Source organism: Deinococcus radiotolerans (genome assembly GCF_014647435.1).
GTDB lineage: Bacteria > Deinococcota > Deinococci > Deinococcales > Deinococcaceae > Deinococcus > Deinococcus radiotolerans.
In genome coordinates, this window is sequence record NZ_BMPE01000005.1 from 49120 (window position 1) to 70549 (window position 21430).

Sequence of the window (21430 nt, forward strand, 5' to 3'; positions counted from 1 at the left end):
GCCTCTTGAGCCGCCCCCGAGGCGGCTGTGGGGCCAGAGGACACAGCATTGAACACTGAAATTGTGGTGATCCTGGCGACCCTCGCCGTTCTCGAGGGCCTGCTTTCCGCCGACAACGCGCTTGTCATGGCCGTCATGGTCCGCCCCCTGCCCGCCGCGCAGCAGCAGAAAGCCCTGACGTACGTCATGTGGGGCGCCATGGTGCTGCGCCTCGCCGGGGTGCTGCTCGCCAGCTTCATCATCAAGTACTGGTTCCTGCGCGCCTTTGGCGCCGCGTACCTCGCGTACCTGGTCATCGCGCACTTCGTGAAGAAAGGTGGTGACGACGGCCAGCCCAAGGAACTCAAGGGGTCATTCTGGAACGTCGTGATCAGCCTGAACCTCGTGAACCTCGCGTTCTCCGTGGATTCCATCCTGGCGGGCGTCGCGCTGCTGAAACCCGAGATGCGCGACACCGCCACCGGCTTCTGGATTGTCGTGGCGGGCGGCGTCATGGGCCTGATCCTCGTGCGTTTCGCCAGCACCTTCTTCCTGAAACTCCTGGACCGCTTCCCTGCTCTGGACGACGTTGCGTACATCCTGATCGGCTGGATCGCCCTGAAGCTCGGCATTGAGACGGTCGAGCAGGTCAGCGAGCTGTACCACCTCGGCTGGAACGCGCATATGCCTCCTGCGATCTTCTGGGCGGGCATGGGCCTCATCGCGGGCGTGGGCACGTTCATCGCCACGCGCAAGGCCGCCCGCACCGAAGCGCAGGCGGACGAAGACGTCGCCGAGATCCGTGAGGAACTCAACCGCGCCGCCAACGATCCCCTCGACGGCCGGATTGACGGCCGCTGACCCCAGCGCCACGAACGCGGGCCGCTTCCCTGACCGGGGAACGCGGCCCGCGCTCTGCTGATGAGGGTGCACCCGGTTCAAAACAGGCCCGGTCCTCCGCCGCGAGACGCCGCGCTGCACGTGCTGCCCGGCGTGCCCCGGGCAAGCGGTGGGCGCGCACCTGCCCATATGCCCTGACCTGCCGCAGTTCGTGTCCGGCGTACACTGACTGCATGAGCGACCTTCTGGACACCATCCGCGACCTCGCCAAGCCGACCGACAGCAAGATCCTGATGGTCGTCCTCGACGGCGTGGGCGGCCTGCCCCTCGAAACCAACGGCGACACTGAACTCGCCGCCGCGAAGACCCCCAACCTCGACGCGCTCGCCGCGCAGAGCCAGCTCGGGCAGGTCGAACTCGTCGGCGCGGGCATCACCCCCGGCAGCGGCCCCGGCCACCTCAGCCTCTTCGGGTACGACCCCCTAAAGTACGTCGTCGGACGCGGCGCCCTCTCGGCCGTCGGCATCGGCGTGAAGCTCGGCGCGGGCGACGTCGCCGTGCGCGGCAACTTCGCCACCCTCGGCGCCGACCGCATCGTGCAGGACCGCCGCGCAGGCCGCCCCAGCGACGAGAAGAACGCCGAGATCGTCACCAAGCTCAAGGCCGCCATCCCCGACATAGACGGCACCCCCGTCGAGATCTACACCGAAAGCGAACACCGCTTCGTGGTCGTCTTCCGCGCGGGCGGCGGCAGCCCCCTCGGCGCGAACCTCAGCGACGTGGACCCCCAGGCGACCGGCGTGCAACCCATGACCGCCCAGGCCCACGACGCCGCCAGCCAGAAAACCGCCGACCTCGTCAACGCCTTCGTGCAGCGCGCCGAAGCTGCCCTCAAGGACGAAACGCAGGTCAACGGCGTCCTCTTCCGCGGCTACAGCGACGTCCCCCACTTCCCCAGCTTCGACGCCGCCTACCAGCTCAAGGCCGCGTGCATCGCCAGCTACCCCATGTACAAGGGCCTCGCCAGCCTCGTCGGCATGGACGTCCTCACCGTCGAAGGGGAAGAAGACGCCCTCGACGGCAAGGTCCAGGCCCTCAAGGACAACTGGAGCAAGTACGACTTCTTCTACTTCCACGTCAAGAAAACCGACAGCACTGGCGAGGACGGCGACTTCAAAGCCAAAGTCAAGAAGATCGAACTCTTCGACGCCCTGCTCCCCCAACTCCTCGCGTTGAACCCCGACGTCATCGCCATCGTCGGCGACCACAGCACCCCCAGCAAGCTCGCCACGCACTCCTGGCATCCCGTTCCGCTGCTCATCCGCAGCAACTACGGGCGCAAGGACCTCGCCCAGCGCTACACCGAAGACGAAGCCCAGAGGGGCAGCCTCGGCCTGCGCCGCGGCACCGACCTCATGCCACTCCTCATGGCCAACGCCCTGAAACTCAACAAGTACGGCGCGTAACCCCCACCGCACCCACCCACACGGCTCCCGCCCCCCCGGCGACGGGGCCGTTTCCACAACCCCACCTCAACACCCCTTCAGCCCCGCATCAGATTCACACGGCAGGGTGAACCCATTACGTTCCCACCCGGAACACGGAGGACCCATGCATAGAGCCATCCTGATCACCGCCCTCACCCTCGCCACCACCGCCAGCGCCCAGACCCTCAGCGTCAACATCAACGCCACCGTCCAGTACCCCAGCATCATCCAGACCACCGCCAACCTCCTCAACCTCCTGTCCCAGGGCGTCAAGGTCACCCTCCTCACCCCCACCAACCAGCAGGCCGCCACCCTCGGCACCAGCGGCGGCATCGTCGTCAACCCCGCCTACCCCACCACCACCCGCCTCACCCAGGTCCAGGTCATGACGCAGGTCCCCGGCACCACCACCTACGTCAAAGAGATCTACCCCCTCGCGCAACCCATCACCACCGCCCAACCCCTCAGCGCGCAGAGCATCGTCGTCAAAGCCAAAGACGGCACCCGCCAACCCCTCATGAACGTCATGGCCCGCCAAGCCGCCTGGGCCAAAGCGCCCGGCCTCCAGAAAAAACCCGGCGGCATGCCCCCCGGCCAGTACAAGAAAACCCAGGGCAACAAGTAACCCCAGCCCCACAGACCCCTCCCACGCGGAGGGGTTTCTCCTATCCTGACCCATGCTGCCCCGGACCCTCCTGATCCTCGACCTGGACGAAACCCTCTGGCACGGCACCCCCAACCCCACCGCGCACATCACCCTCCGCCCCCACCTGCGCGACTTCCTCCAGGGCACCCACGCCGCGCACGACCACGCCATCTGCACCGCCGCCAGCCCCGACTGGATGCACGCCGGCCTCCAAACCATCCACAACGAAACCGGCCTCTACCTCACCCACACCGCCGCATTCCTCTGGCACCGCGACCGCTGCTCCTGGCACCGCGACGAACACGGCGAACACCAGCCCCACAAACACACCCGGAAACTCCGCGCCCACTGAATACGATCCCGCTACCCCCGCGAACGCATCCTCGCCATCGACGACCGACCACAAAACTGGGCCTCCGGCTACGGCCACCTCGTCCGCGTCACCCCCTGGACCGGCGACCCACCGACGACGAACTCCCCCGCCTCGCCCGGTACCTGCTGAGCATCGCGGACACCCCCGACCTGCGGCGGGTGGAGAAGCGGGGGTGGCGGGGGCGGGCTCTCGACTGAACTTTAGGGCGACCCTTTGGAAGGGGTGCGCCTGGCGGCGAGCCTCCCCACCCCCCAGCCCCCTACCCCAGAGGGGCAGGGGGGCTTACGTTGGCACTGGGCAAGAGTTTTTACTCGCGCGGCGGAGGTGTGTTGGGCGGTGATGTGCCCGGCTTCGAAGCCATCCTGCGCCCCCCACGTAGGCCCGCGCGCTGCGCGCACGACGGCCGGTGGCAGTCTGCGGTGGCTGGCAGAGCAATCTGAAGCGATCCGCTGATCTACTTTCAAAAGACAGCTGTTGCAGAAGCTGGAAAAAGTAGAACCTTCTGGTTCACGCCAAGATGTGGGGTCAACCCATCGTCGTGGCAGCCGAGCCCGTCGTGCGCGCAGCGCGCGGGGCGCATGTGGCGACACTGGAGGCATGCAACCCCATCCGTGGCCGAACCCGCCCCATACCCGCTGACCAACTCAGCGAAATACCTGCCGAGCGCAGCGACTGCTCCCCCTGCCCCTCTGGGGTAGGGGGCTGGGGGGTGGGGAGGCCCGCCGCCAGGCGCACCCCTTTGACCGCACAGAAACTCGCCGCACCCACGTCCATCTCAACTCAGTTCAGGCCAGCCGGTCACTTCCCCTGCTCGTGAATTCCGCCCACGCCCGCGCGAGCCGGTTGACCGCTTCGGGGATGTGGTCGGGGTGGAGGGTGAAGGGGATGCGGAGGTACTGGTCGGGGAGGGGGGTGACGCCCATGCTGGCGCCGGGGTAGAGGCGTAGGCCGTGGCGGGCGGCGTGGTGGGTGTAGGCGCTGGTGGTGGGGGTGGGGAGGGTGATCCAGAGGAATTGTCCGCCGGGTGGGGTGGTGAACGTCCAGTCGGGGAGGTGGGTGCGGATGAGGTGGGCGAGGTGGTTGCGGGCGGGGGTGATGGCGGCGCGGCGTTCGCTGATGAGGGTGGGGAGGTCGGCGAGGAGGTGGAGGGCGAGGTGCTGGGCGGGTTGGCTGCTGCCGAAGTCGGTGAGGGTCTTGGCCTGTTTGAGGGTGGGGGCGAGGGTGGGGGGGAGGCGGAGCCAGCCGATGCGCAGGCCCGCCCAGTAGAGCTTGCTGAGGGAGCCGACGTTGAGGATGGGGGCGTGGGGGGCGAGGGTGCTGAGGCGGGGGGGTGGGGGGGTGTCGGTGAAGGGGAGGTCGAGGAGGGTGTCGTCTTCGAGGGTGGGGAGCCCTGTGTCGTGGAGGTGCGCGGCGAGGTGTTGTCGGGCGGGGTGGGGGAGGGTGGTGCCGGTGGGGTTGTGGTGGGTGGGGGTGAGGAAGGCGAGGCGGGGGTGGTGGGTGCGGGTCTGGTGGGCGAAGTGGTGGGGGTCGAGGTGCTGGGCGGTGACGGGGGTGCCGGTGAGGTGGGCGCCGGCGGCGCGCATGACGTCGATGGCGCCGAAGTAGGTGGGGGTTTCGAGGAGGGCGGTGTCGCCGCGTCTGAGGAGGGTGTGGGCGGTAAGGGCGATGGCCTGCTGGGCGCCGCTGGTGATGAGGATCTGGTCGGGGGTGGTGGGGAGTCCGGCGTGGGTGTAGTGCTGGGCGAGGAGGTCGCGCAGGTCGGGGAGGCCGTGGGGGTGGTAGGGGCTGTCATAGTGGGCGTGCTGAGCGGCGTCGCGCAGGCGGGTGCGCTGCTGGTCGGTGAGGATGGGGACGGCGATGGTGAGGTCGATCTCGCTGGGGTGGGCCGCGCCGACGGGGGTGCGCAGGGTCAGGAGGGGTTGGGCGCGGGGGGCGGTGGGGGCGACGTGCGTGCCGCGTCCGACGTGCCGGGTGAGGTAGCCGCTGGCGGTGAGGTCGTCGAGGGCGGTGACGGCGGTGGCGCGGCTGACCCCGAGCAGGCCAGCGAGGGTGCGTTCGGCGGGGAGCCGCTGTCCGGGCGTGAGTTCGCCCTGGTCGATGGCGGCCTGGAGGTGGGTGTGCAGGCGGGTGTGCAGGGGGCCGGGGTGGTCGCGCCAGCCGCGCAGCAGGGCGGCCCAGTGGGGCGCATCGGTCGGGCTGTACGGCGTGGGCATGCGCTTCAGCGTACAGGCCAATCTGTCTGGATGAGCAGGCCAATGCGCGGGCCATTGCCTCTGCCGCCGGGGGGCCATTCGGGTGCACACTCTGGGGCATGACCACGCTCCCTGCCGCCAGTCCTGCGCCCTCGTTCTGGCGGGATTCGCACCCCAGCGCGGTGCTGGCCGGGCTGATCACCATGCTGATCGGCTGGGCGGGCCCGAACGTGCTGATCTACTCGGTGGCGCAGGCCGCCCACCTCAGCGACGCTCAGGCGATGTCGTGGCTGTGGGCGCACGCGCTGCTGGCGGGCCTGACCGGGATCATTCTGAGCCTGCGTACCCGCATGCCGATCCTGGTGACCTGGAGCACGCCGGGCATCGCGCTGCTCGTGACGGCCCTGCCGGGTATCCCGTTCCCGGAGGCAGTAGGGGCGTTCCTGACGTCGGGGCTGCTGGTGCTGGGCCTGGGGTTGTTCCCGCCGCTCACCAGGGCGCTCCAGAGCATCCCCGCGCCGCTGGCGGCCGCGCTGAACGCCGCGATCCTCCTGCCCTTCGGGTTCCGGGCGCTCCAGGCATTCGGCACCGCCCCCACGCTGGTGGGCGTGATGATCGCCGCGTACTTCGCGCTGCGGCTCGTCGCGCCGCGCTGGGCGGTGGCGGGCGTGCTGCTGACCGGCGTGGTCGCCAGCGGCGTCCTGAACCTGTGGCAGCCGCAGCCCGTCGCGCTGGCCCTGACCCGCCCGGAATTCGTGCTCCCGCAGTTCAGCCTGCACGCCACCCTGAACCTCGCGCTGCCGCTCACGCTCCTGGCGTTCACGGGGCAGTTCGTGCCGGGTTTCGGCGTCCTGAAGGCCAGCGGCTACGAGCCCGCGCCCGGCCCGATCCTGCGCGCCTGCGGCATCGCCAGCAGTGCCGCCGCGTTCGCCGGGTGCCACAATCTCACCCTGGGGGCGCTGCTGGCGAACATCGTCACGGGTCCCGAGGCGCACCCCGACGCGCGCAAACGCTACACCGCCGCCGTCTGGGCCGGCGTGTTCAACATGGTCGTGGCGCTGTTCGCGGGCACCGTACTGCACCTGCTGGGCCTCCTCCCCACCCAGGCCATCGCCGCACTCGCCGGACTGGCCCTGCTCGCCGCCATGGGCAGCAGCCTCCAGGCCGCCTTCCAGGGCGCCCAGACCGGAAGCCTCGCCGCGCCCGTCGTCCTGCTCGTCGCCCTCAGCAGCATCACCCCGCTCGGCATCGGCGCGCCCTTCTGGGGCATCCTGGCTGGGCTGATCGTGTACGCCATCGAGCGGCGGCCGCTCAGACCGGCGGCCCGCTGACTGCCCCGGCGCTGACCTGCGCGGCGATGAGGTGCGCGCAGGTCAGCGCGTCGCGGCCCGTGGTGTCCACCGTCAGGTCGTACTGCACGCCCCGGTGCACCAGCGCCCCCTGCGCGCGGGCCGTGCCGGTCACGAGGTCGCCCCGCGCGCAGTGGCGACCTCCGGGTCACACTGGACTCCCACCCACAGCACCGCCAGGCCGGCCAGGGCTGCCTGCCAGCGCGCCTGCGAGGCCGCGCCACCCAGGAACACCTCGTCCACGATCACGGGCACGCCTGCGCGGGCGACTTGCGCCACGCCCAGACTCCACGCGGTATCCACGCGGCGGAACACCTCCCCGGTGGCGATGGTGCCGTCCGCCGTCCCCGGATTCCCGCAGCGACGCGGGCAGCGCCGCGACCAGCGTGTCGGTGCTCAGCGTGAGCCACACGCCGGGCAGCAGCGCCTGAAGGTGGCGGGCTATGCTGGAGCTGGACCCGCCATTGAGGACGATCACCTGAACGCTCATGACCCCACCCTACCCGTCCCCTGACAGCCGGATACAGCGGCGCCGCGCCGCGTGGCAGGCCCTCTCGGCCCTGTTCCTGGACACCGAGGTCGACCCGGCGGACGTGGCGTTGCAGCTGCGCGCCACGGGCTTCAGCCTGCCGGAACTGCGGCAGATCCTGCGCGCCGAGGTGGCCCCGGTGCTGGGCGGCAACCTGCTGAGTGTGGCGGGCGTGTGGGCCGCCTTCGACCTGTCCAGCCTTGAGGACCGCTTCCGGGCAGGCCGGGCGCGGCCCACGCTGACCGGTGCGCTGGCCCTACGCTTGATCCGCGCCGACTGGCAGGCGGTGGAGGCTCGGTTCAGGGCAGAACAGGCGCCGGGCAGTTGACAGATGGCGAAACGCCTGTCATACTTGTGTTTCTGACCTGACGAGGTCGTGCCGTGCCTATCCCGCTGGTTCTCACGAGCGAACGTCCACTTCGGACTCTGCGCGAGTTTTCGCGCCCCGGCACTGGAAAGGCATCACTGCACTTGAGGGAGGCGTCCACCTCTGGGATTCACAAAAAACGGACGCGCGAGCAGGTGACACTGGTCAACCCAGTCCGTCTGCACCATCAGAGCAGCCCCTCAGCGGGCTGCTTTCTCTTTGGGCATGCAGCCATGTCAGGACGCCGGGAAGCACGTCCTCCTGGGTGGTGTCCACGGTCAGGCAGGGGGCGCCGCCCAGGTCGAGTGGCGTCCAGCAGCAGTGAGCAGGCAGGGTCGCGTACTCCATCGGGAGGTCGATCCCGGGTCGGCGCCCCGACGCCACCCGCGCGTCATGCCGCGCCTGGAGGACGTCCACGGGCGCGTGGCAGAACACCTGTACAGTCCTCGCCCCGTGTGCCTGGGCCAGCTTCAGGATGTGCGCCTCGCTGACCCCATGGTAGAAATGCGTTTCCAGCAGCGTATCCACGCCCGCCGCGAGCGTCACACCCGCCACGTGCCACAGCAGGTCAAAGCTCAGCGGGCCTGACACGGCGCCCGGAAGGTCCGGCATCCGGGCCAGCAGCAGCGCCTTGTACTCGTCTTTCGTCACGAACGGCATCCGAAGCGCCGCGGCCAGCCGCACGCCCAGCGTGGATTTCCCGGATGCTGGCATCCCCGACACGACCAGCAGCAGTGGCATGCCCGGCAGGGTAGCACCCCACCGGCCGGCTCAGCCGCGCGGCTGCCCACCTCACCGCGCGTCTCCGGGCACGCCAGCGGCCGACCGTGAGGTCCGCCTGCGGTCAGGGCGCGCAGGTGGCCGTGTCCACCGCGGGGTGGAACTGCACCGCGCAGCGGCGGGTGCCGTCCGGACCGCCCCGCAACTCGCCAGTCCGGACGGTGGTGCCCCGCTCGACCAGGCCGTAGCCCTCGTCATCCAGGGGGATCAGTTCGCCGTTCAGGAGCAGGTCGGCATTCACGGCGGGCTGCCCGGGCGCCCAGAAGAAACGCACGAAGGAGGACACCGTGAAGTTCGCGCGCCAGTCCACGGTGGTCAGGCCCAGGGGTGCCGGGCGGACCTCCAGGGTGCTGCTGCCCACCGCGATGCCCAGCGGCAGCTCGCGGGTGTTCACGCGCAGCGTGAGGGTCTGCGCGGGCGTGGGCTGCGGAATCAGGACGTCCCCGCGCGGGTCGGTGAGGATGACCGCGCCGCCATCCACGATCAGGGGCAGGCCCGGCACGCCCGTGCGGACCAGGACGCCCCGCTGCACCAGGGCCGGACTGAGCCGCCACTGCCCGTTCACCCTGCTGAGAGCGCCGGTCACCTGACCTTCCGCGCCCGTCAGACTGGCGCTCAGATTCAGCGCGACGTCCCGCGTGTACCCGTACGCGGCGTTCACGTTCTCCGGACTGACCCGGACGGCCACCACCTGATTCGCGGTGGGCGTGTACGTCAGCGTGGCGGCGGGCGTCACCGCGCCGGGCGCGCCCGCTGCCGTGACCTCCCCCCGGAGGTCCGGGGTGAATACGTACGAGCCGCGCACCTGCACGCTGTACCCGCTGGGCGCGACGGTGCCGCTCAGGCTGATCGCGCTGCGGTCATTGAGTTTGCGGGACGTGCCCAGCGCCGCCTCCCAGGAGCGGGGCGTGAACGCCGTGGCGACCGAGCCGCTCAGGAACCACGGATCGCTGTCGTACGAGGCGCGCAGGCTCACGGTGCTGCGCGGCAGGTCCCCGATGGGCACGCTGGCGCGGGCCTGCGTGTTCAGCGGCCCCCGCGCGTACGACACGCCGCCATTCAGTGTGGTGGTCACGCGCGCGGGGGCCGCGTCTGGAGCCGGTGTGCGTTTCACCTGCAGGCCCACCACGCCGGACAGGCTCTCCCCGTCGGGCAGGTGATCCGCGTTCAGCGCGACCTGCGCGCCAGCGGCCAGCGTGCCGTCCGCGCCGAGCTGCACGCTGCCCTGCGCGGCCAGCGTGCGCGTCAGGGTGGACTGCGCACTCAGCTGCCCCACCCAGCGGCCCGCGCTCAGGCCCAGCGTGGCGCGCGCCGTGAGGTCCTGGCCGGGCGTGACCGCGTCATCGTCCGGCACGGCGATCGTCTGCTCGGTCACGCCCGCCTCGCTGTCCAGCTGCAACTGAATGACGTTCCGGCTGGCGTCCAGGGGAATGTTCGTCAGGTGCACTTCGCCCGCACCGACGCTCACGACGCCCAGCGTCCGCGCGTTCACCCGCACCGTGATGTCCGCCGGGGCTTCCAGGAACAGGGTCACGTCCGGGTACAGGCGCGGCGTGATCCGCTCGTACGTGGCGGTCAGGCCGGTGAAGGCCCCCGCAGTGAAGCCCGGCTGCGTGCTGCCCGGCTCCGCGTTCACCGCGCCGTACAGCGTGACTTCCGGCGTGACCGCGTACTGCGCGGTGGCGCGGGCTGTGACCGTCCGCGCCGCCTGCGGGTCGGGGCTACGCGGGTCAATGGTGCCCAGGACGCCCACGTAGCCCGTGGCGCGCGCCGTGGCCCCACCGACCCCCACGTACGCCTGCGTGACGCCCAGCCCGGCGGGCTGACCGTCCGGCTGGCGGTACGTGGCGCTGGACCACACGCCGAAATCCACGCCCGTGGCCGGTTGCCCGGCAGGCGTGACGGACTTCAGGGCGCGGCTTACGTCAACGTGGCGCTGACCCAGGAAGGTGGGCTGCGGCCGGATCAGCAGGTCCTGACGCTCCTCGCGGTACGTGACGGTCAGGTCCGGTTTCAGGCGCACGAAGGCCACACCGTCACAGTCGACGCGCTCGGCCACATACCCCTGCTCATCGGGGCGCAGCAGGTCAGGGGGCAGCAGCGCGTCCAGGAGCTGCCCATCCTGCACGTCCAGCCGCACGACCTGACTACCCCGCTCGCTCTGCCCCAGGCGCACGTTCAGCAGCAGTTCCGGCGCGTCGCAGCTGGCCGCAGCGTGCCCGGTCAGGAGCGCGCTCAGGATCAGCCCGGCGCGCAGCTCAGGGGACAGGGATGGTCTGCGTGCGCGTCTGCCCGTTCTCATCGACGTACCTCAGGGTGAGAGGGCCGCTGGCGTCGGCCAGGCCGCTCAACGTGAACACCTGCGTGGTGCCGGCCAGCGCGGCGATCACCTGGATGGACTGCGCGCCGCTGCCCCGGGTGACGGTCACATTCCGGTACACGCTGCGGCGCGCGCCGCTGTTCCTCACGGTCAGGGTCACGTCGGCGCCACTGCGGGCCGCGGTCAGACTGACGTTCGCTTTCGCGTCCGGCTGCGTCACGTAGACCGGCAGCGAGAAACTCAGGGCGACATTCAGGGCCGCCCTGCTGTCCTTCCCGAGGGCCGTATTGATGGTGGGCAGGGCCACACCCTCCACCGCCTCCTGCTGCACGTACACGCGGTACGTGAGCTCCGTCTCGCCCGGCTTCTTCCGCACGCCGATGCGGATCACCTGCGACGCGCCGGGCTTGATCGTGAAACTGGACGGATTCACGATCAGGTCGCGCGTGTCGTCCAGTTGCAGGGTGCCGTTCACCACCCGCCACAGTTTCGGCGTGACGACGAAGCGTGCGGGCGTGGCCGTGCCATTGGTGATCACGGTCTCCGTCACGAGGTTCTTCGTGGCGTCAATGTTCAGGATGGTGGGATTGAACCCGAACGTCTGGGCGGAACCGCTGACGCCGCAGGCGCACAGGAGAGCGCAGGGCAGCAGGGCGCGGCGCAGGTTCGGGGTGGCAGGTGAAAACACACGGACTCCTTTGGGGGCGGATCAGGGCTGAGTGGAATGGACGGTCAGGGTCATGGCCGCGCTGTACGGCCCGACCGGCACCCACTGCCCAGCCGGGAACTTCAGGGTGAACCGCAGCGTCTGCGTGCCCTCAAAGCGCAGGCCCGAGAGCAGCGCCGCGCCATTCAGGGCCTGCAGGCTCAGCGTGCGGGTGCCCTGGCGCAGCTGCAGGTTCAGGTGCGGTCCACTGGCCTGCACACCGGGTCCACTGAGCAGCAGCAGGGCACTGTCCCGGGGCCCCTTGCACGTGACCAGAACGCTCAGCGTGCCGGTGGCCGCCGCGTTCAGCGCGGAGTACTCGGGCAGGCTCAGCTGGGTCTGCTGCACGGCGCAGGTGGCGCGGGCGCCGCCGCAGCTGAGAAGCATCAGGATCAACAGTCGTCGCATGGGACCTCTGTTACGCCATTCGTATCCGGCGCGAACGGTGTGGGCTGGCACGTCGGGCGTCGTCGCGGCCGACTCCTGACCCCTGCTGGGGCGGCCCTTGGCCTGCGCGTCCCCTGGAGTCCGCGTGACCTGTTCAGTAGGGGGCTGAACAGCCAGGGGTGGACGCGGGGGCCAGCTGGCCGGATGCGCCCACCCCAGTTCACGTGAGTTAGTAGTCGACGTTCAGGGTGAGGGTGCCGGTGTAGTCGCCCACCATGGCTTCAAACCAGCCCGCGTCGGGCGTGAAGCTGGCGTCCATGCCGTACGTGTCGCCGTTGCCGCTGGCCATGTTGTACTTGGTGATGTTCACGGTGTAGTTGCCGCGCAGGTTCTTGTTGTCATCGCCCGCGTTCCAGGTGCCCTGCCAGCCGTTCAGGACCAGGGTCAGGCGGCCGCTGAAGGACACGTTCGAGGTCTGAGGCGAGTTCATTTCACCGGCCTGGAAGCTCTGGGTGGCGCCGTTCACGGCGAAGTTCACGCCGGTGCCGGTCTGGCAGCGCAGCATGGGGGTGGAGCTGCCCTCGCCGAAGCCCGTGCCGGGAGCGCCCAGGTTCAGGGCTTCAGGGTTGACGTCGGTGCCGTTGTACGTGCCGGTCTGGCTGGTGTAGCTGCTGGCCAGGGCCACGGCGCAGCCGGGCACCACGGTGGTCTTGAAGATCAGGTCCGTGCTGGCACGGCCTTCGGAACGGCCAGCGTTGGCGACGGAGAGGGTAAGGGCAGCGAACAGCATCATTGCTTTTTTCATGACAGCCTCCCTCCGCATGGAGTGACGTCAGCACGCCAGCACGGCGACGCCGTGCCAGTCGGGCGCTGAAGCACCACGAGCGGAATGACCGGAATGTAAAAAACTTCTCATATGAAGTCAAGTTGAAAATTCTGTGATGAATTCCGCAAAAAAAATGATCAGTATTCCCCTGAATGGGGGTAAAGCCACGCTAGACGTGATTTTTCCCACAAAAAGACCACTTTGAATAGAGGCTCAGTGCCCCCTCTGGGGGTGTCCCCGTGACTGCTCTCGCGGGGGCGCCAGCTGGACCAAGCGCCACGCCCAGACAGCCCACGTGAAAGAGCAGGGTGGCCCAGCAGGTGCTGACCCGACGCGCCTGATGCTGAACGCCCCAAATCGATAGTTCCCGCGCTCCTCGCCCATCACTGCGCTCACCGGCGGGAAGAGCCGTGAGGTTCCGTTGACTCTGGCCGGTTGACGCAACCCAGTGATAGGCAGCTCTTCAGCGCCAGCCCAGGCCTGGCGCAACGTGCGTCAGGATGCTCTCGATCAGATGCGCGTTGTAATCCACCCCCAGCTGGTTCGGGACGGTCAGCAGGAGGGTGTCGGCTTCGGCGATCGCCTCATCCTGCCGCAACTGTTCGATCAGGCGGTCCGGCTCGTCGGCGTAACTGCGGCCGAACACCGCGCGGTACTGGTCGATCACGCCAAACTGATCCTGCCCTCCCTGCCGCCCGAAGTACATGCGGTCCTGGTCGTTCACGAGCGCGAAGATGCTGCGGCTGACCGACACGCGCCCCTCGCGGGCGTGCCCGGCTTCCTTCCACGCCTTGCGGTACGCGCGGATCTGCTCGGCCTGCTGCACGTGGAAGGGTTTGCCGTTCTCGTCCACCTTTAGGGTGGAACTCTGAAGGTTCATGCCCATCTTCGCGGCCCACTCAGCGGTGGCGTTCGACGCGGCGCCCCACCAGATCCGGTCGCGCAGACCTGCCGAGTACGGCTCCAGCCGCAGCAGGCCGGGCGGGTTCGGGAACATCGGGCGGGGGTTTGGCTGCGCGAAACCTTTGCCCTCGATCACGTCGAGGAACACCTCGGCGTGCCGCCGCGCCATGTCCGCTTCCGTCTCGCCGGGGGCTGGCGCGTACCCGAAGTGCCGCCACCCGTCGATCACCTGTTCCGGCGAGCCCCGGCTGATGCCCAGCTGCAGCCTCCCGCCTGAGATCAGGTCGGCGGAACCGGCGTCCTCGGCCATGTACAGCGGGTTCTCGTACCGCATGTCAATCACACCCGTGCCCAGCTCGATGGTCTTCGTCTTCGCGCCCATCGCGGCCAGCAGCGGGAACGGCGACCCCAGCTGCTGCGCGAAGTGATGCACCCGCACGTACGCGCCGTCCGCCCCCAGCTCCTCGGCGGCGACCGCCAGCTCGATGGTCTGGTGCAGCACGTCCGCCGCCGAACGCGTGCCGGACTGCGGGGACGGATTCCAGTGCCCGAACGAGAGAAACCCGATCTTCTTCATACCCACAGACTAGCGCGAATAGTTGAAAAAGTAAATCAGTTTGATAGATAAATCTAGGGAGAGTGTGTTCACCAACTGGCTTCCTTCTTCACGCGCGCATTCGGTAATCGCCGCCCCCACACCCACAACCAGATCAGGCACCCCAGGTTGACCAGCGGTCCAGCGAGCAACAGCAGCGCATTGCGCACCTGATCAACCGCAGACGCCCTCACATCCGCGCACGATGTGGCTCTGAAGTCGGCCTTGTGCAGCCAGAAGTCCTGCCCCTCCGCCGCGACGGGCAGACCCGCTGCCGTCAGCACGTTCAGCCGACGTCCCGGCACATCAATACGCCCGAACCTCTCCCCGTCCTTGAACCGCAGGAACGTCAGACCCTCAACGCAAGCCAGCCCCGTCACGGTCAGGCTCACGTTCCGAGGCAACCTCTCGTCCCCATCCCGGTGCCCCAACCCCAGTGGCAACTCCCGATCAGAATCGACGCTCGCCAGATAGAAACCTCCGCCCAGGGGCGTCTTGTAGAAATCCAGTGCCCCCCCGTCAGCATCGCTGCCTGCCCCACCGAAGAAGAACATGACCAGTGAAAACGCCAGCGCCAGAGAGGACACCACCCCCGCCCCCACCCACGCGACCGTACACACCGGATTTCGTTTCCGGATATGCGCCGCTGTCGCCAGGGCCATTAGCAGCCCAGCACCGATGACCAGCAGGAAAAGTACCGGGAGCAGCACGATGAATCCCATGGCCCTACCGTAGATAGTGTTCCGCAGGCTTTCGTCCCCACGCACGATAAGAGCTCTTTGGCCGCATCCCATAGAAGAAAGCCGGAGCATCACGCCCCGGCTTCCCTGATTGACCATCAACTATCGACGGTCAACTGTGACCTTCTTTAGAAGTCCATGCCGCCCATGTCAGGGCCGCCGGCGGGCGCGGCGGGCGCGGCCTTTTCGGGTTTGTCGCTGACGATGGCTTCGGTGGTGAGGATCAGCGCGCCGATGCTGGCGGCGTTCTGCAGCGCGGTGCGGGTGACCTTGGCGGGGTCGACGATACCGGCGGCGACCATGTCTTCGACGTACTCGCCGGTGGCGGCGTTGAAGCCGAAGCGGGGCTTGTCGCTGTTGATGACGGCGTTCACGATGACGCTGCCTTCTTCACCGGCGTTCGCGGCGATCTGACGGGCGGGCTCTTCGAGCGCGCGGATCAGGATGCGGGCGCCGGTGGCTTCGTCGCCGGTCAGGCTCTCGGCAGCCTTGCGCACGGCGGGGATGACGCGCAGCAGGGTGGTGCCGCCGCCCGCGACGATGCCTTCTTCCACGGCGCTGCGCGCGGTGCTCAGGGCGTCCTCGTAGCGGTGCTTCTTCTCTTTCAGTTCGGTTTCGGTGGCGGCGCCGACGCGGATGACGGCCACGCCGCCGGCGAGCTTGGCGAGGCGCTCCTGGAGTTTCTCGCGGGCGTAGTCGCTGTCGGTGGTGTCGAGTTCGCCCTTGATGGCGTTGACGCGGGCGTCGATGGCGCTCTGCTCACCGCGGCCGTCCACGATGGTGGTTTCGTCCTTGGTGATGCGGATGCGCGCGGCGCGGCCGAGCATGTCCATGGTGACGTTCTCGAGCTTGTGGCCGAGGTCTTCGCTGACGACTTCCCCGCCGGTGACGGCGGCGATGTCGCGCAGCATTTCCTTGCGGCGGTCACCGAAGCCGGGGGCCTTGACGGCGGCGATGTTCAGGGTGCCGCGCAGCTTGTTGACGACCAGGGTGGCCAGCGCTTCGCCTTCGACGTCCTCGGCGATGATCAGCAGGGGACGGCCGGTCTGGGCGACTTTTTCGAGGATGGGCAGCATGTCCTTGAGGTTGCTGACCTTCTTCTCGTTGATGAGGATGTAGGCGTCTTCGAGGACGGCTTCCATCTTCTCGGGGTTGGTGATGAAGTAGGGGTTGATGAAGCCCTTGTCGAACTGCATGCCTTCGACGACGTCCACTTCGGTGTCGAAGCCCTTGCTCTCTTCGATGGTGATGACGCCTTCCTTGCCGACCTTGTCCATCGCGCTGGCGATTTCCTGACCGACCTGCTCGTCGTTGGCGCTGATGCCGGCGACTTTCTTGATGGCTTCGCTGTCCTCGACGGGCACGGCGAGCTTCTTGATTTCCTCGATGGCGACCAGGACGGCCTTGTCGATGCCGCGCTTCAGGGCGAGGGGGTTGGCGCCGGCGGCGACGTTACGCAGACCTTCTTTCACGACGGCCTGGCCGAGGACGGTGGCGGTGGTGGTGCCGTCACCGGTGATGTCGTTGGTCTTGCTGGCGACCTCTTTGAGCAGCTGGGCGCCGATGTTCTCGAGCTTGTCCTCGAGTTCCACTTCCTTGGCGACGGTGACGCCGTCCTTGGTGATGGTGGGGCTGCCGAACTTCTTCTCGATGACGACGTTGCGGCCGCGGGGCCCGAGGGTGACTTTGACGGCGTTGGCGACGGCGTTGACGCCACGCTCGAGGGCGCGGCGGGCCTGTTCATCGAACACGAGCTGTTTAGCCATGGTGGTGCTCCTTTGGGGGCGGTGATCGCTGGGCGGTCACGCCTGTTGAGTTGGGGGTGGCTCTCCTGTACGGGGAGCGGTCAGCGCAGCGGACTGAGGGGGTGTCCCTCAGTCGGCGTGCGGTTTACTCGACGATCGCGAGGATGTCGCGTTCGCTGAGGAGGCTGTAGTTCTTGCCTTCAAGGCTGACTTCGGTGCCGCCGTACTTGGCGAAGTACACGGTGTCGCCTTCCTTGACGTCAAGGGCGACGCGGGTACCGTTGTCGAGCATCTTGCCGTTGCCGACGGCGATGACCTTGCCGCGCTGGCTCTTCTCTTTGGCGCTGTCGGGGACGTACAGGCCGCCGGCGGTTTTCTGCTCGGCTTCCTCGATGATTTCAACCAGAACGCGGTCACCTAGGGGTTTCAGCATGTTGTGTCCTCCTTGAATGGGTTGGGCCTCGGCTGTACCGGGGGTTCCCGGCTTTTTGCCGTTCCGCACGCAAGAATAGGCCTGCACTGGAAGAAATGTCAAACTTCAGAATCTGACAATCTGAGCGTGGTTCGCTCAAGGTGCGCCAGCACGCGCATTCCGCATATCCGTTTGCGAGGTGTGACCTTGAACATATATATGTAAGAGGAACATACATGCTGATGACCAGCTGACTACCTCAGAGGAGGAACCTGACCCATGCCGCGCCCCACCATCCTGACCCGCGCCGACTTCGAGACCGCCTTCGCCCGCCTCCAGGGCGCCCCCCTGACTCTGGCCGTCCTTGACCTCGACCACTTCAAGAGCCTCAACGACACCCTCGGACACGCCGAAGGCGACCGCGTGCTGCGCGGCGTTGAACGCCTCCTGGCCGGCAGCCTCCCCACCGGCAGCGTCATCGGACGCATTGGCGGGGACGAGTACGCCAGCATCCTTCCCGAAACCGCCGCCGAGACCGCCCTGATCCTCTTCGATGAGGTCATCAAGCACTTCCACATTCACCGCGACCCGCAGTGGCCGCGCGGCCTGGGCCTCAGCGTCGGCCTGGCCGCCCGGCCCGCGCACGCCAGCACGTACGACGACCTCAAACGCGCCGCCGACGAGGCCATGATTCGCGCCAAACGCGAGGGACGGGGCCGCGCGTGCATCTACGTGGAAAGCAAGATGGTCCTGAAAAGCAACTACTACCCCAAAAGTCAGCTTGAACGCCTCGCCAAACTGAGCGGCGCGCTGGGCCGCACCGAGGCCAGCCTGCTGCGCGAGGCGCTGGACGACCTGATCGAGCGGAACCGGGAGGCGCTGTGAGCGACCACTGGGCGCACCTCTTCCACGGAGAGTTCGCCAACCGGCGGGCCCTCCTGTCCGGCCTGACGCTGGAACAGGTGACAGCGCGGCCCTCCGCGCAGAGCCACTCCATCTACGACGAGCTGTGGCACGCGGCACTGTGGCAGACCATCATGGTGGACCGCGACGAGGCCCTGTACGACCGCCTGTGGCACGGTGGCCCACGCTACCCGCAGCAGCCCCCCAGCGACCTCACCGAGTGGACGGCGCTGGTCGAGGATTTCCTGAGCGGCCTGGAACGGGCTCTGGCCTGCACCCGCTCGCCGGAAGCCCTGAACCGGGAAGTCAACCCGGGCGAGACCATGGCCGACATCCTGAGCGGACTGGCCGTCCACAACGCCTACCACCTGGGCAAGATCGTGGCCCTGCGGCAGGTGCTCGGCGCGTGGCCCCCGTGAACACGGTCGCCTTGACCGGGGCGGGCTGGCACTCGCCAGGCTGGCTGGCAGCCCTCTCGGAAGCGTGGGCCGCGTACTGCGCGGGGTCACTGCCCATCGGGGCGTGCGTGCTGGATGAACAGGGGCAGGTCATCGCGCGGGGCCGCAACCGCCTGGGCGAGCCGCGCGGCGTGGCGGGCGTCATCAGCGGTCACGACCTCGCGCACGCGGAGATCAACGCGCTGCTGGCCCTGAAGGACACGCCCCGCCCAGACTGCTACGGGTGGACGGTCCTGACGACCGTGCAGCCCTGCCCGCAGTGCGCCGGGGCGATCGCCATGAGCGGCCTGCGCGGCGTGGCGTACGCGGCGGCGGACCCGTGGGCGGGCTGCACGCACCTGCTGACCCATGACCCCTACGTGTCCCGCAAGCGTATCCGCGTGGAGCGCGCCCCGGCGGACGTGCAGCTCGTGGCGCTGCGCCTGATGCTGCACGCCCTGCTGGACGAGGGGCGAGTGCCGGGCGAACGGGACGTGCTGGACAGCTTCGAAGCGGCTCACCCGCAGGACCTGCTGTTCACAGCGGCGCTTCACGAATCCGGCACCCTGACTGACCTCCGGGAACGCAGCGCGCCACTCCCGGAGGCGCTGGCGGTGCTGGCGTGACCCGGCCATGCGGGGTGAAGCGCAGCGTACCCCTTCGCCCCTCACCTCTAAAGCCTTCCGCAGGGTGGGCGCCGGGACGCGCGCGTACACTCCAGATTGTGACCCGACCCCCGAATCAATCGCCCTTCATGCGCTGGTTCCTCGAGACCGGCCAGCCTGAACCGGAAGGCTTCTACGAACAGGAGCGCCCCGAGACGCAGCAGCACACGCAGCCCTGGTGGAAGGTGATGTGCCTGACCGGGGTGGATTACTTCAGCACGCTGGGGTATCAGCCGGGTATTGCGGCGCTGGCGGCCGGGGCGCTCGCGCCGGTGGCGACGCTGGTGCTCGTGCTGGTCACGCTGCTGGGCGCGCTGCCCATGTACCGCCGCGTGGCGCAGGAGAGCCCACACGGGGACGGCAGCCTGAGCATGCTTGAACGCTTGCTGAACTACTGGCCGAGCAAGCTGCTGGTACTGGCCCTGATCGGGTTTGTCGCCACAGGTTTCGTGATCACGATCACGCTGTCCGCTGCGGACGCCAGCGCGCACCTGATCGAGAATCCCTTCCTGAAAGCGGCGCTGGATGGGCGGGAAGTGCCGATCACGCTGGGCCTGATCGCGCTGCTGGCCGCGGTGTTCCTCAAGGGCTTCAAGGAGGCCATCGGGATCGCGGTGGGCATCGTGGCGGTGTACCTGACCCTCAGCCTGATCGTGGTGGGGCACGGCGCGGCCGAGGTGATCACGCACCCCAGCCTGCTGAGCGGCTGGTGGGACGCCCTGGTACGCGCCTACACCAGTCCGCTGGCGCTGATCGGCGCGGCGCTGCTGGTGTTCCCGGCGCTGGCGCTGGGCCTGTCGGGCTTCGAGACGGGCGTGGTCGTCATGCCGCTCGTGAAGGGCGACCCGGCCGACACCCCGCAGAAGCCCGCCGGGCGGATCCGCAACGCGAAGAAACTGCTCACCACGGCCGCGCTGATCATGAGCGTCCTGCTGATCGGGTCGTCTCTGATCACCACCCTCCTGATTCCCCGGCATGAGTTCTGGGCGGCGACCAGCGTCACCCGCGAGGTCAGCAGCGCCGACCTGACGGCCGGGCGCGCGGTCGTGAACGTCCCGCTGGACAGTCAGACCCGCCCGCGCGAGGTGTACGCCCTGACCCTGCCCGCCGGGCGCAGCGGCACGTACGTCGTGCAGGCCGACACGGTGGGCGGGCGCGTGCCGATCACCGTGACCGTCCGGCCCGGCGGGAGCGCCGCGACCGTCACGGCCGTCACTCCGCCCGGCCAGGCGAACGGGCGCGCCCTGGCGTACCTGGCGCACCAGCGGCTCGGTGAGGGCTTCGGCACGGCGTACGACGTAAGTACCATCCTGATCCTGTGGTTCGCGGGCGCCAGCGCCATGGCGGGCCTGCTGAACATCGTGCCGCGCTACCTGCCCCGCTACGGCATGGCCCCCGACTGGGCGCGCGCCACGCGGCCCCTCGTGTTGATCTTCACGCTGATCGCGGCGGGCGTCACCGTGGCCTTCCAGGCGAACGTGGACGCCCAGGCCGGCGCGTACGCGACCGGCGTGCTGGCCCTGATGACCTCCGCGGCCGTCGCGGTGTTCCTGACCGAACTGCGCCGCGGCCACCGGGGGACGGCCGCGCTGTTCGCGCTGGTCAGCATGATCTTCGTGTACACCAGCGCCGTCACCATCCGCGAGCGGCCCGAGGGCCTGTGGATCGCGCTGGCGTTCATTGCGGGCATCCTGACGGTCAGCATCTGGTCCCGGATCGGGCGCAGCACCGAACTGCGCGTCTCGCGCGTCGTGCTCGACGAGCGTGCCGGGCAGCTCATCCGCGACACCGCCGCGCGGGGCCTGCCGGTGCGGTTCATCGCCAACCGCCTGAACGCCGGGGATACCGCCGAGTACCAGGAGAAGGCGCTGGAGGTGCGCCTGGACAACCACCTGCGCCCCAACGAGGCCGCGCTGTTCCTGGAAGTCGAGATCACCGACGCCAGCGAGTTCCGCCCCGAGGTGGACGTGACCGGCGTGCAGGTCGGCGCGCACGGCATCCTGCGCGCGCGGGGCAGCTCGGTTCCCAACGCGCTGGCCGCCGTGCTGCTGCACGTCCGTGACCTGACCGGCGTGCCGCCCCACGTGTACTTCGAGTGGAGCGAGAAGGGCCCCGCGCAGAACGCCCTGCGCTTCGTCCTGGCGGGCGAGGGCGACATTCCACCCCTGACACGTGAGGTGCTGCGCGTCGCCGAGCGGGACGCCGCGCGCCGCCCGCAGGTACACGTGGGCGGGTAACGGAAGTCCGGG

The 21430-nt window shown here is 68.7% G+C and carries 21 protein-coding genes and 1 pseudogene; 10 read left to right on the forward strand and 12 right to left on the reverse strand.

The features are described 5' to 3' along the window. Window positions 1–48 precede the first annotated feature (48 nt). The 4 genes from IEY63_RS10895 (at window position 49) to IEY63_RS10910 (ending at window position 3304) form a co-directional block, all read left to right on the forward strand. A complete protein-coding gene (locus IEY63_RS10895; RefSeq protein ID WP_189069049.1) occupies window positions 49–840 on the forward strand; it encodes a TerC family protein in 792 nt (263 codons plus the stop codon). Window positions 841–1052: 212 nt separating this feature from the next. After that, window positions 1053–2285 (forward strand): 2,3-bisphosphoglycerate-independent phosphoglycerate mutase, encoded by a 1233-nt coding sequence (locus IEY63_RS10900; protein WP_189069050.1) that lies wholly within the window; start codon window positions 1053–1055, stop codon window positions 2283–2285. Window positions 2286–2430: 145 nt separating this feature from the next. Beyond that, window positions 2431–2931 carry a hypothetical protein gene (locus tag IEY63_RS10905; RefSeq protein WP_189069051.1) on the forward strand — a complete coding sequence of 167 codons (501 nt, stop codon included), beginning with the start codon at window positions 2431–2433 and terminating at the stop codon, window positions 2929–2931. Window positions 2932–2983: 52 nt separating this feature from the next. Continuing rightward, window positions 2984–3304, forward strand: coding sequence for an NIF family HAD-type phosphatase (locus tag IEY63_RS10910; RefSeq protein ID WP_189069052.1), 321 nt, complete (start codon window positions 2984–2986; stop codon window positions 3302–3304). 806 nt (window positions 3305–4110) lie between these two features. Here the strand turns inward: IEY63_RS10910 and IEY63_RS10915 are convergent. After that, window positions 4111–5538 (reverse strand): aminotransferase-like domain-containing protein, encoded by a 1428-nt coding sequence (locus IEY63_RS10915; protein ID WP_189069053.1) that lies wholly within the window; start codon window positions 5536–5538, stop codon window positions 4111–4113. A 98-nt stretch (window positions 5539–5636) separates the two neighbouring features. Between IEY63_RS10915 and IEY63_RS10920 the strand changes: the two genes are divergently transcribed. Beyond that, window positions 5637–6848 carry a benzoate/H(+) symporter BenE family transporter gene (locus tag IEY63_RS10920; protein WP_189069054.1) on the forward strand — a complete coding sequence of 404 codons (1212 nt, stop codon included), beginning with the start codon at window positions 5637–5639 and terminating at the stop codon, window positions 6846–6848. Here the strand turns inward: IEY63_RS10920 and IEY63_RS22590 are convergent. Both IEY63_RS22590 and IEY63_RS22595 read right to left on the reverse strand, forming a co-directional pair. Then, a pseudogene (locus IEY63_RS22590) lies at window positions 6829–7133 on the reverse strand (phosphotransferase-like protein); the annotation flags it as partial. The gene IEY63_RS10920 and the pseudogene IEY63_RS22590 sit on opposite strands and share 20 nt — an antisense overlap. Next, on the reverse strand, window positions 7015–7356 hold the full coding sequence (locus IEY63_RS22595) for a phosphotransferase-like protein (RefSeq protein WP_373290909.1): 342 nt from the start codon (window positions 7354–7356) through the stop codon (window positions 7015–7017). The pseudogene IEY63_RS22590 and the gene IEY63_RS22595, both read right to left, overlap by 119 nt. Here IEY63_RS22595 and IEY63_RS10930 point away from each other — a divergent pair. Beyond that, on the forward strand, window positions 7355–7723 hold the full coding sequence (locus tag IEY63_RS10930) for a DUF7079 family protein (RefSeq protein WP_189069055.1): 369 nt from the start codon (window positions 7355–7357) through the stop codon (window positions 7721–7723). The genes IEY63_RS22595 and IEY63_RS10930 overlap by 2 nt on opposite strands. Window positions 7724–7927: 204 nt before the next feature. On the opposite strand, the gene IEY63_RS10935 is transcribed toward IEY63_RS10930, so the two are convergent. The 9 genes from IEY63_RS10935 to groES all read right to left on the reverse strand — a co-directional run bounded on the left by IEY63_RS10935 (window position 7928) and on the right by groES (window position 17197). Further along, window positions 7928–8503 carry a P-loop nucleotide/nucleoside kinase family protein gene (locus IEY63_RS10935; RefSeq protein ID WP_189069056.1) on the reverse strand — a complete coding sequence of 192 codons (576 nt, stop codon included), beginning with the start codon at window positions 8501–8503 and terminating at the stop codon, window positions 7928–7930. Between the two features lie 103 nt (window positions 8504–8606). Continuing rightward, window positions 8607–10844 (reverse strand): hypothetical protein, encoded by a 2238-nt coding sequence (locus IEY63_RS10940; RefSeq protein ID WP_189069057.1) that lies wholly within the window; start codon window positions 10842–10844, stop codon window positions 8607–8609. Next, entirely contained in the window at window positions 10801–11550 is a 750-nt protein-coding gene (locus IEY63_RS10945; protein ID WP_189069058.1) for a fimbrial biogenesis chaperone, read from the reverse strand. Before IEY63_RS10945 ends, IEY63_RS10940 begins: the two co-directional genes overlap by 44 nt. 21 nt (window positions 11551–11571) lie before the next feature. Further along, window positions 11572–11976, reverse strand: coding sequence for a hypothetical protein (locus tag IEY63_RS10950; protein WP_189069059.1), 405 nt, complete (start codon window positions 11974–11976; stop codon window positions 11572–11574). Between the two features lie 208 nt (window positions 11977–12184). After that, window positions 12185–12760: a hypothetical protein gene (locus tag IEY63_RS10955; RefSeq protein ID WP_189069060.1), complete on the reverse strand. Its 576-nt coding sequence runs from the start codon at window positions 12758–12760 to the stop codon at window positions 12185–12187. A gap of 484 nt (window positions 12761–13244) precedes the next feature. Beyond that, window positions 13245–14261 carry an LLM class flavin-dependent oxidoreductase gene (locus IEY63_RS10960; RefSeq protein ID WP_189069061.1) on the reverse strand — a complete coding sequence of 339 codons (1017 nt, stop codon included), beginning with the start codon at window positions 14259–14261 and terminating at the stop codon, window positions 13245–13247. A 68-nt stretch (window positions 14262–14329) separates the two neighbouring features. Then, window positions 14330–15001, reverse strand: coding sequence for a hypothetical protein (locus IEY63_RS10965; RefSeq protein WP_189069062.1), 672 nt, complete (start codon window positions 14999–15001; stop codon window positions 14330–14332). Window positions 15002–15147: 146 nt separating this feature from the next. Next, the gene (groL, locus tag IEY63_RS10970; RefSeq protein ID WP_189069063.1) at window positions 15148–16785 is read right to left on the reverse strand and encodes a chaperonin GroEL; all 1638 of its coding nucleotides are present in this window, start codon (window positions 16783–16785) and stop codon (window positions 15148–15150) included. 124 nt (window positions 16786–16909) lie between these two features. Continuing rightward, entirely contained in the window at window positions 16910–17197 is a 288-nt protein-coding gene (gene groES, locus IEY63_RS10975) for a co-chaperone GroES (protein ID WP_046843919.1), read from the reverse strand. 258 nt (window positions 17198–17455) lie between these two features. Here groES and IEY63_RS10980 point away from each other — a divergent pair, with 258 nt between their 5' ends. The 4 genes from IEY63_RS10980 (at window position 17456) to IEY63_RS10995 (ending at window position 21418) form a co-directional block, all read left to right on the forward strand. Beyond that, on the forward strand, window positions 17456–18061 hold the full coding sequence (locus IEY63_RS10980) for a GGDEF domain-containing protein (protein WP_189069064.1): 606 nt from the start codon (window positions 17456–17458) through the stop codon (window positions 18059–18061). Further along, entirely contained in the window at window positions 18058–18498 is a 441-nt protein-coding gene (locus tag IEY63_RS10985; RefSeq protein ID WP_189069065.1) for a DinB family protein, read from the forward strand. The genes IEY63_RS10980 and IEY63_RS10985 overlap by 4 nt, the downstream gene beginning before the upstream one ends. Next, a complete protein-coding gene (locus IEY63_RS10990) occupies window positions 18486–19142 on the forward strand; it encodes a nucleoside deaminase (RefSeq protein ID WP_229784659.1) in 657 nt (218 codons plus the stop codon). The genes IEY63_RS10985 and IEY63_RS10990 overlap by 13 nt, the downstream gene beginning before the upstream one ends. Window positions 19143–19369: 227 nt before the next feature. Continuing rightward, on the forward strand, window positions 19370–21418 hold the full coding sequence (locus IEY63_RS10995; protein WP_229784669.1) for an APC family permease: 2049 nt from the start codon (window positions 19370–19372) through the stop codon (window positions 21416–21418). Window positions 21419–21430 lie beyond the last annotated feature (12 nt).

Coding starts and splice junctions, on each gene's coding strand:
- IEY63_RS10915 (WP_189069053.1), bottom strand. CDS start 5,538: ATGCCCACGCCGTACAGCCCGACCGATGCGCCCCACTGGGCCGCCCTG.
- IEY63_RS22595 (WP_373290909.1), bottom strand. CDS start 7,356: ATGAGCGTTCAGGTGATCGTCCTCAATGGCGGGTCCAGCTCCAGCATA.
- IEY63_RS10905 (WP_189069051.1), top strand. CDS start 2,431: ATGCATAGAGCCATCCTGATCACCGCCCTCACCCTCGCCACCACCGCC.
- IEY63_RS10920 (WP_189069054.1), top strand. CDS start 5,637: ATGACCACGCTCCCTGCCGCCAGTCCTGCGCCCTCGTTCTGGCGGGAT.
- groL (WP_189069063.1), bottom strand. CDS start 16,785: ATGGCTAAACAGCTCGTGTTCGATGAACAGGCCCGCCGCGCCCTCGAG.
- IEY63_RS10900 (WP_189069050.1), top strand. CDS start 1,053: ATGAGCGACCTTCTGGACACCATCCGCGACCTCGCCAAGCCGACCGAC.
- IEY63_RS10960 (WP_189069061.1), bottom strand. CDS start 14,261: ATGAAGAAGATCGGGTTTCTCTCGTTCGGGCACTGGAATCCGTCCCCG.
- IEY63_RS10955 (WP_189069060.1), bottom strand. CDS start 12,760: ATGAAAAAAGCAATGATGCTGTTCGCTGCCCTTACCCTCTCCGTCGCC.
- IEY63_RS10910 (WP_189069052.1), top strand. CDS start 2,984: ATGCTGCCCCGGACCCTCCTGATCCTCGACCTGGACGAAACCCTCTGG.
- IEY63_RS10965 (WP_189069062.1), bottom strand. CDS start 15,001: ATGGGATTCATCGTGCTGCTCCCGGTACTTTTCCTGCTGGTCATCGGT.
- groES (WP_046843919.1), bottom strand. CDS start 17,197: ATGCTGAAACCCCTAGGTGACCGCGTTCTGGTTGAAATCATCGAGGAA.
- IEY63_RS10980 (WP_189069064.1), top strand. CDS start 17,456: ATGCCGCGCCCCACCATCCTGACCCGCGCCGACTTCGAGACCGCCTTC.
- IEY63_RS10995 (WP_229784669.1), top strand. CDS start 19,370: ATGTGCCTGACCGGGGTGGATTACTTCAGCACGCTGGGGTATCAGCCG.
- IEY63_RS10950 (WP_189069059.1), bottom strand. CDS start 11,976: ATGCGACGACTGTTGATCCTGATGCTTCTCAGCTGCGGCGGCGCCCGC.
- IEY63_RS10930 (WP_189069055.1), top strand. CDS start 7,355: ATGACCCCACCCTACCCGTCCCCTGACAGCCGGATACAGCGGCGCCGC.
- IEY63_RS10940 (WP_189069057.1), bottom strand. CDS start 10,844: ATGAGAACGGGCAGACGCGCACGCAGACCATCCCTGTCCCCTGAGCTG.
- IEY63_RS10935 (WP_189069056.1), bottom strand. CDS start 8,503: ATGCCACTGCTGCTGGTCGTGTCGGGGATGCCAGCATCCGGGAAATCC.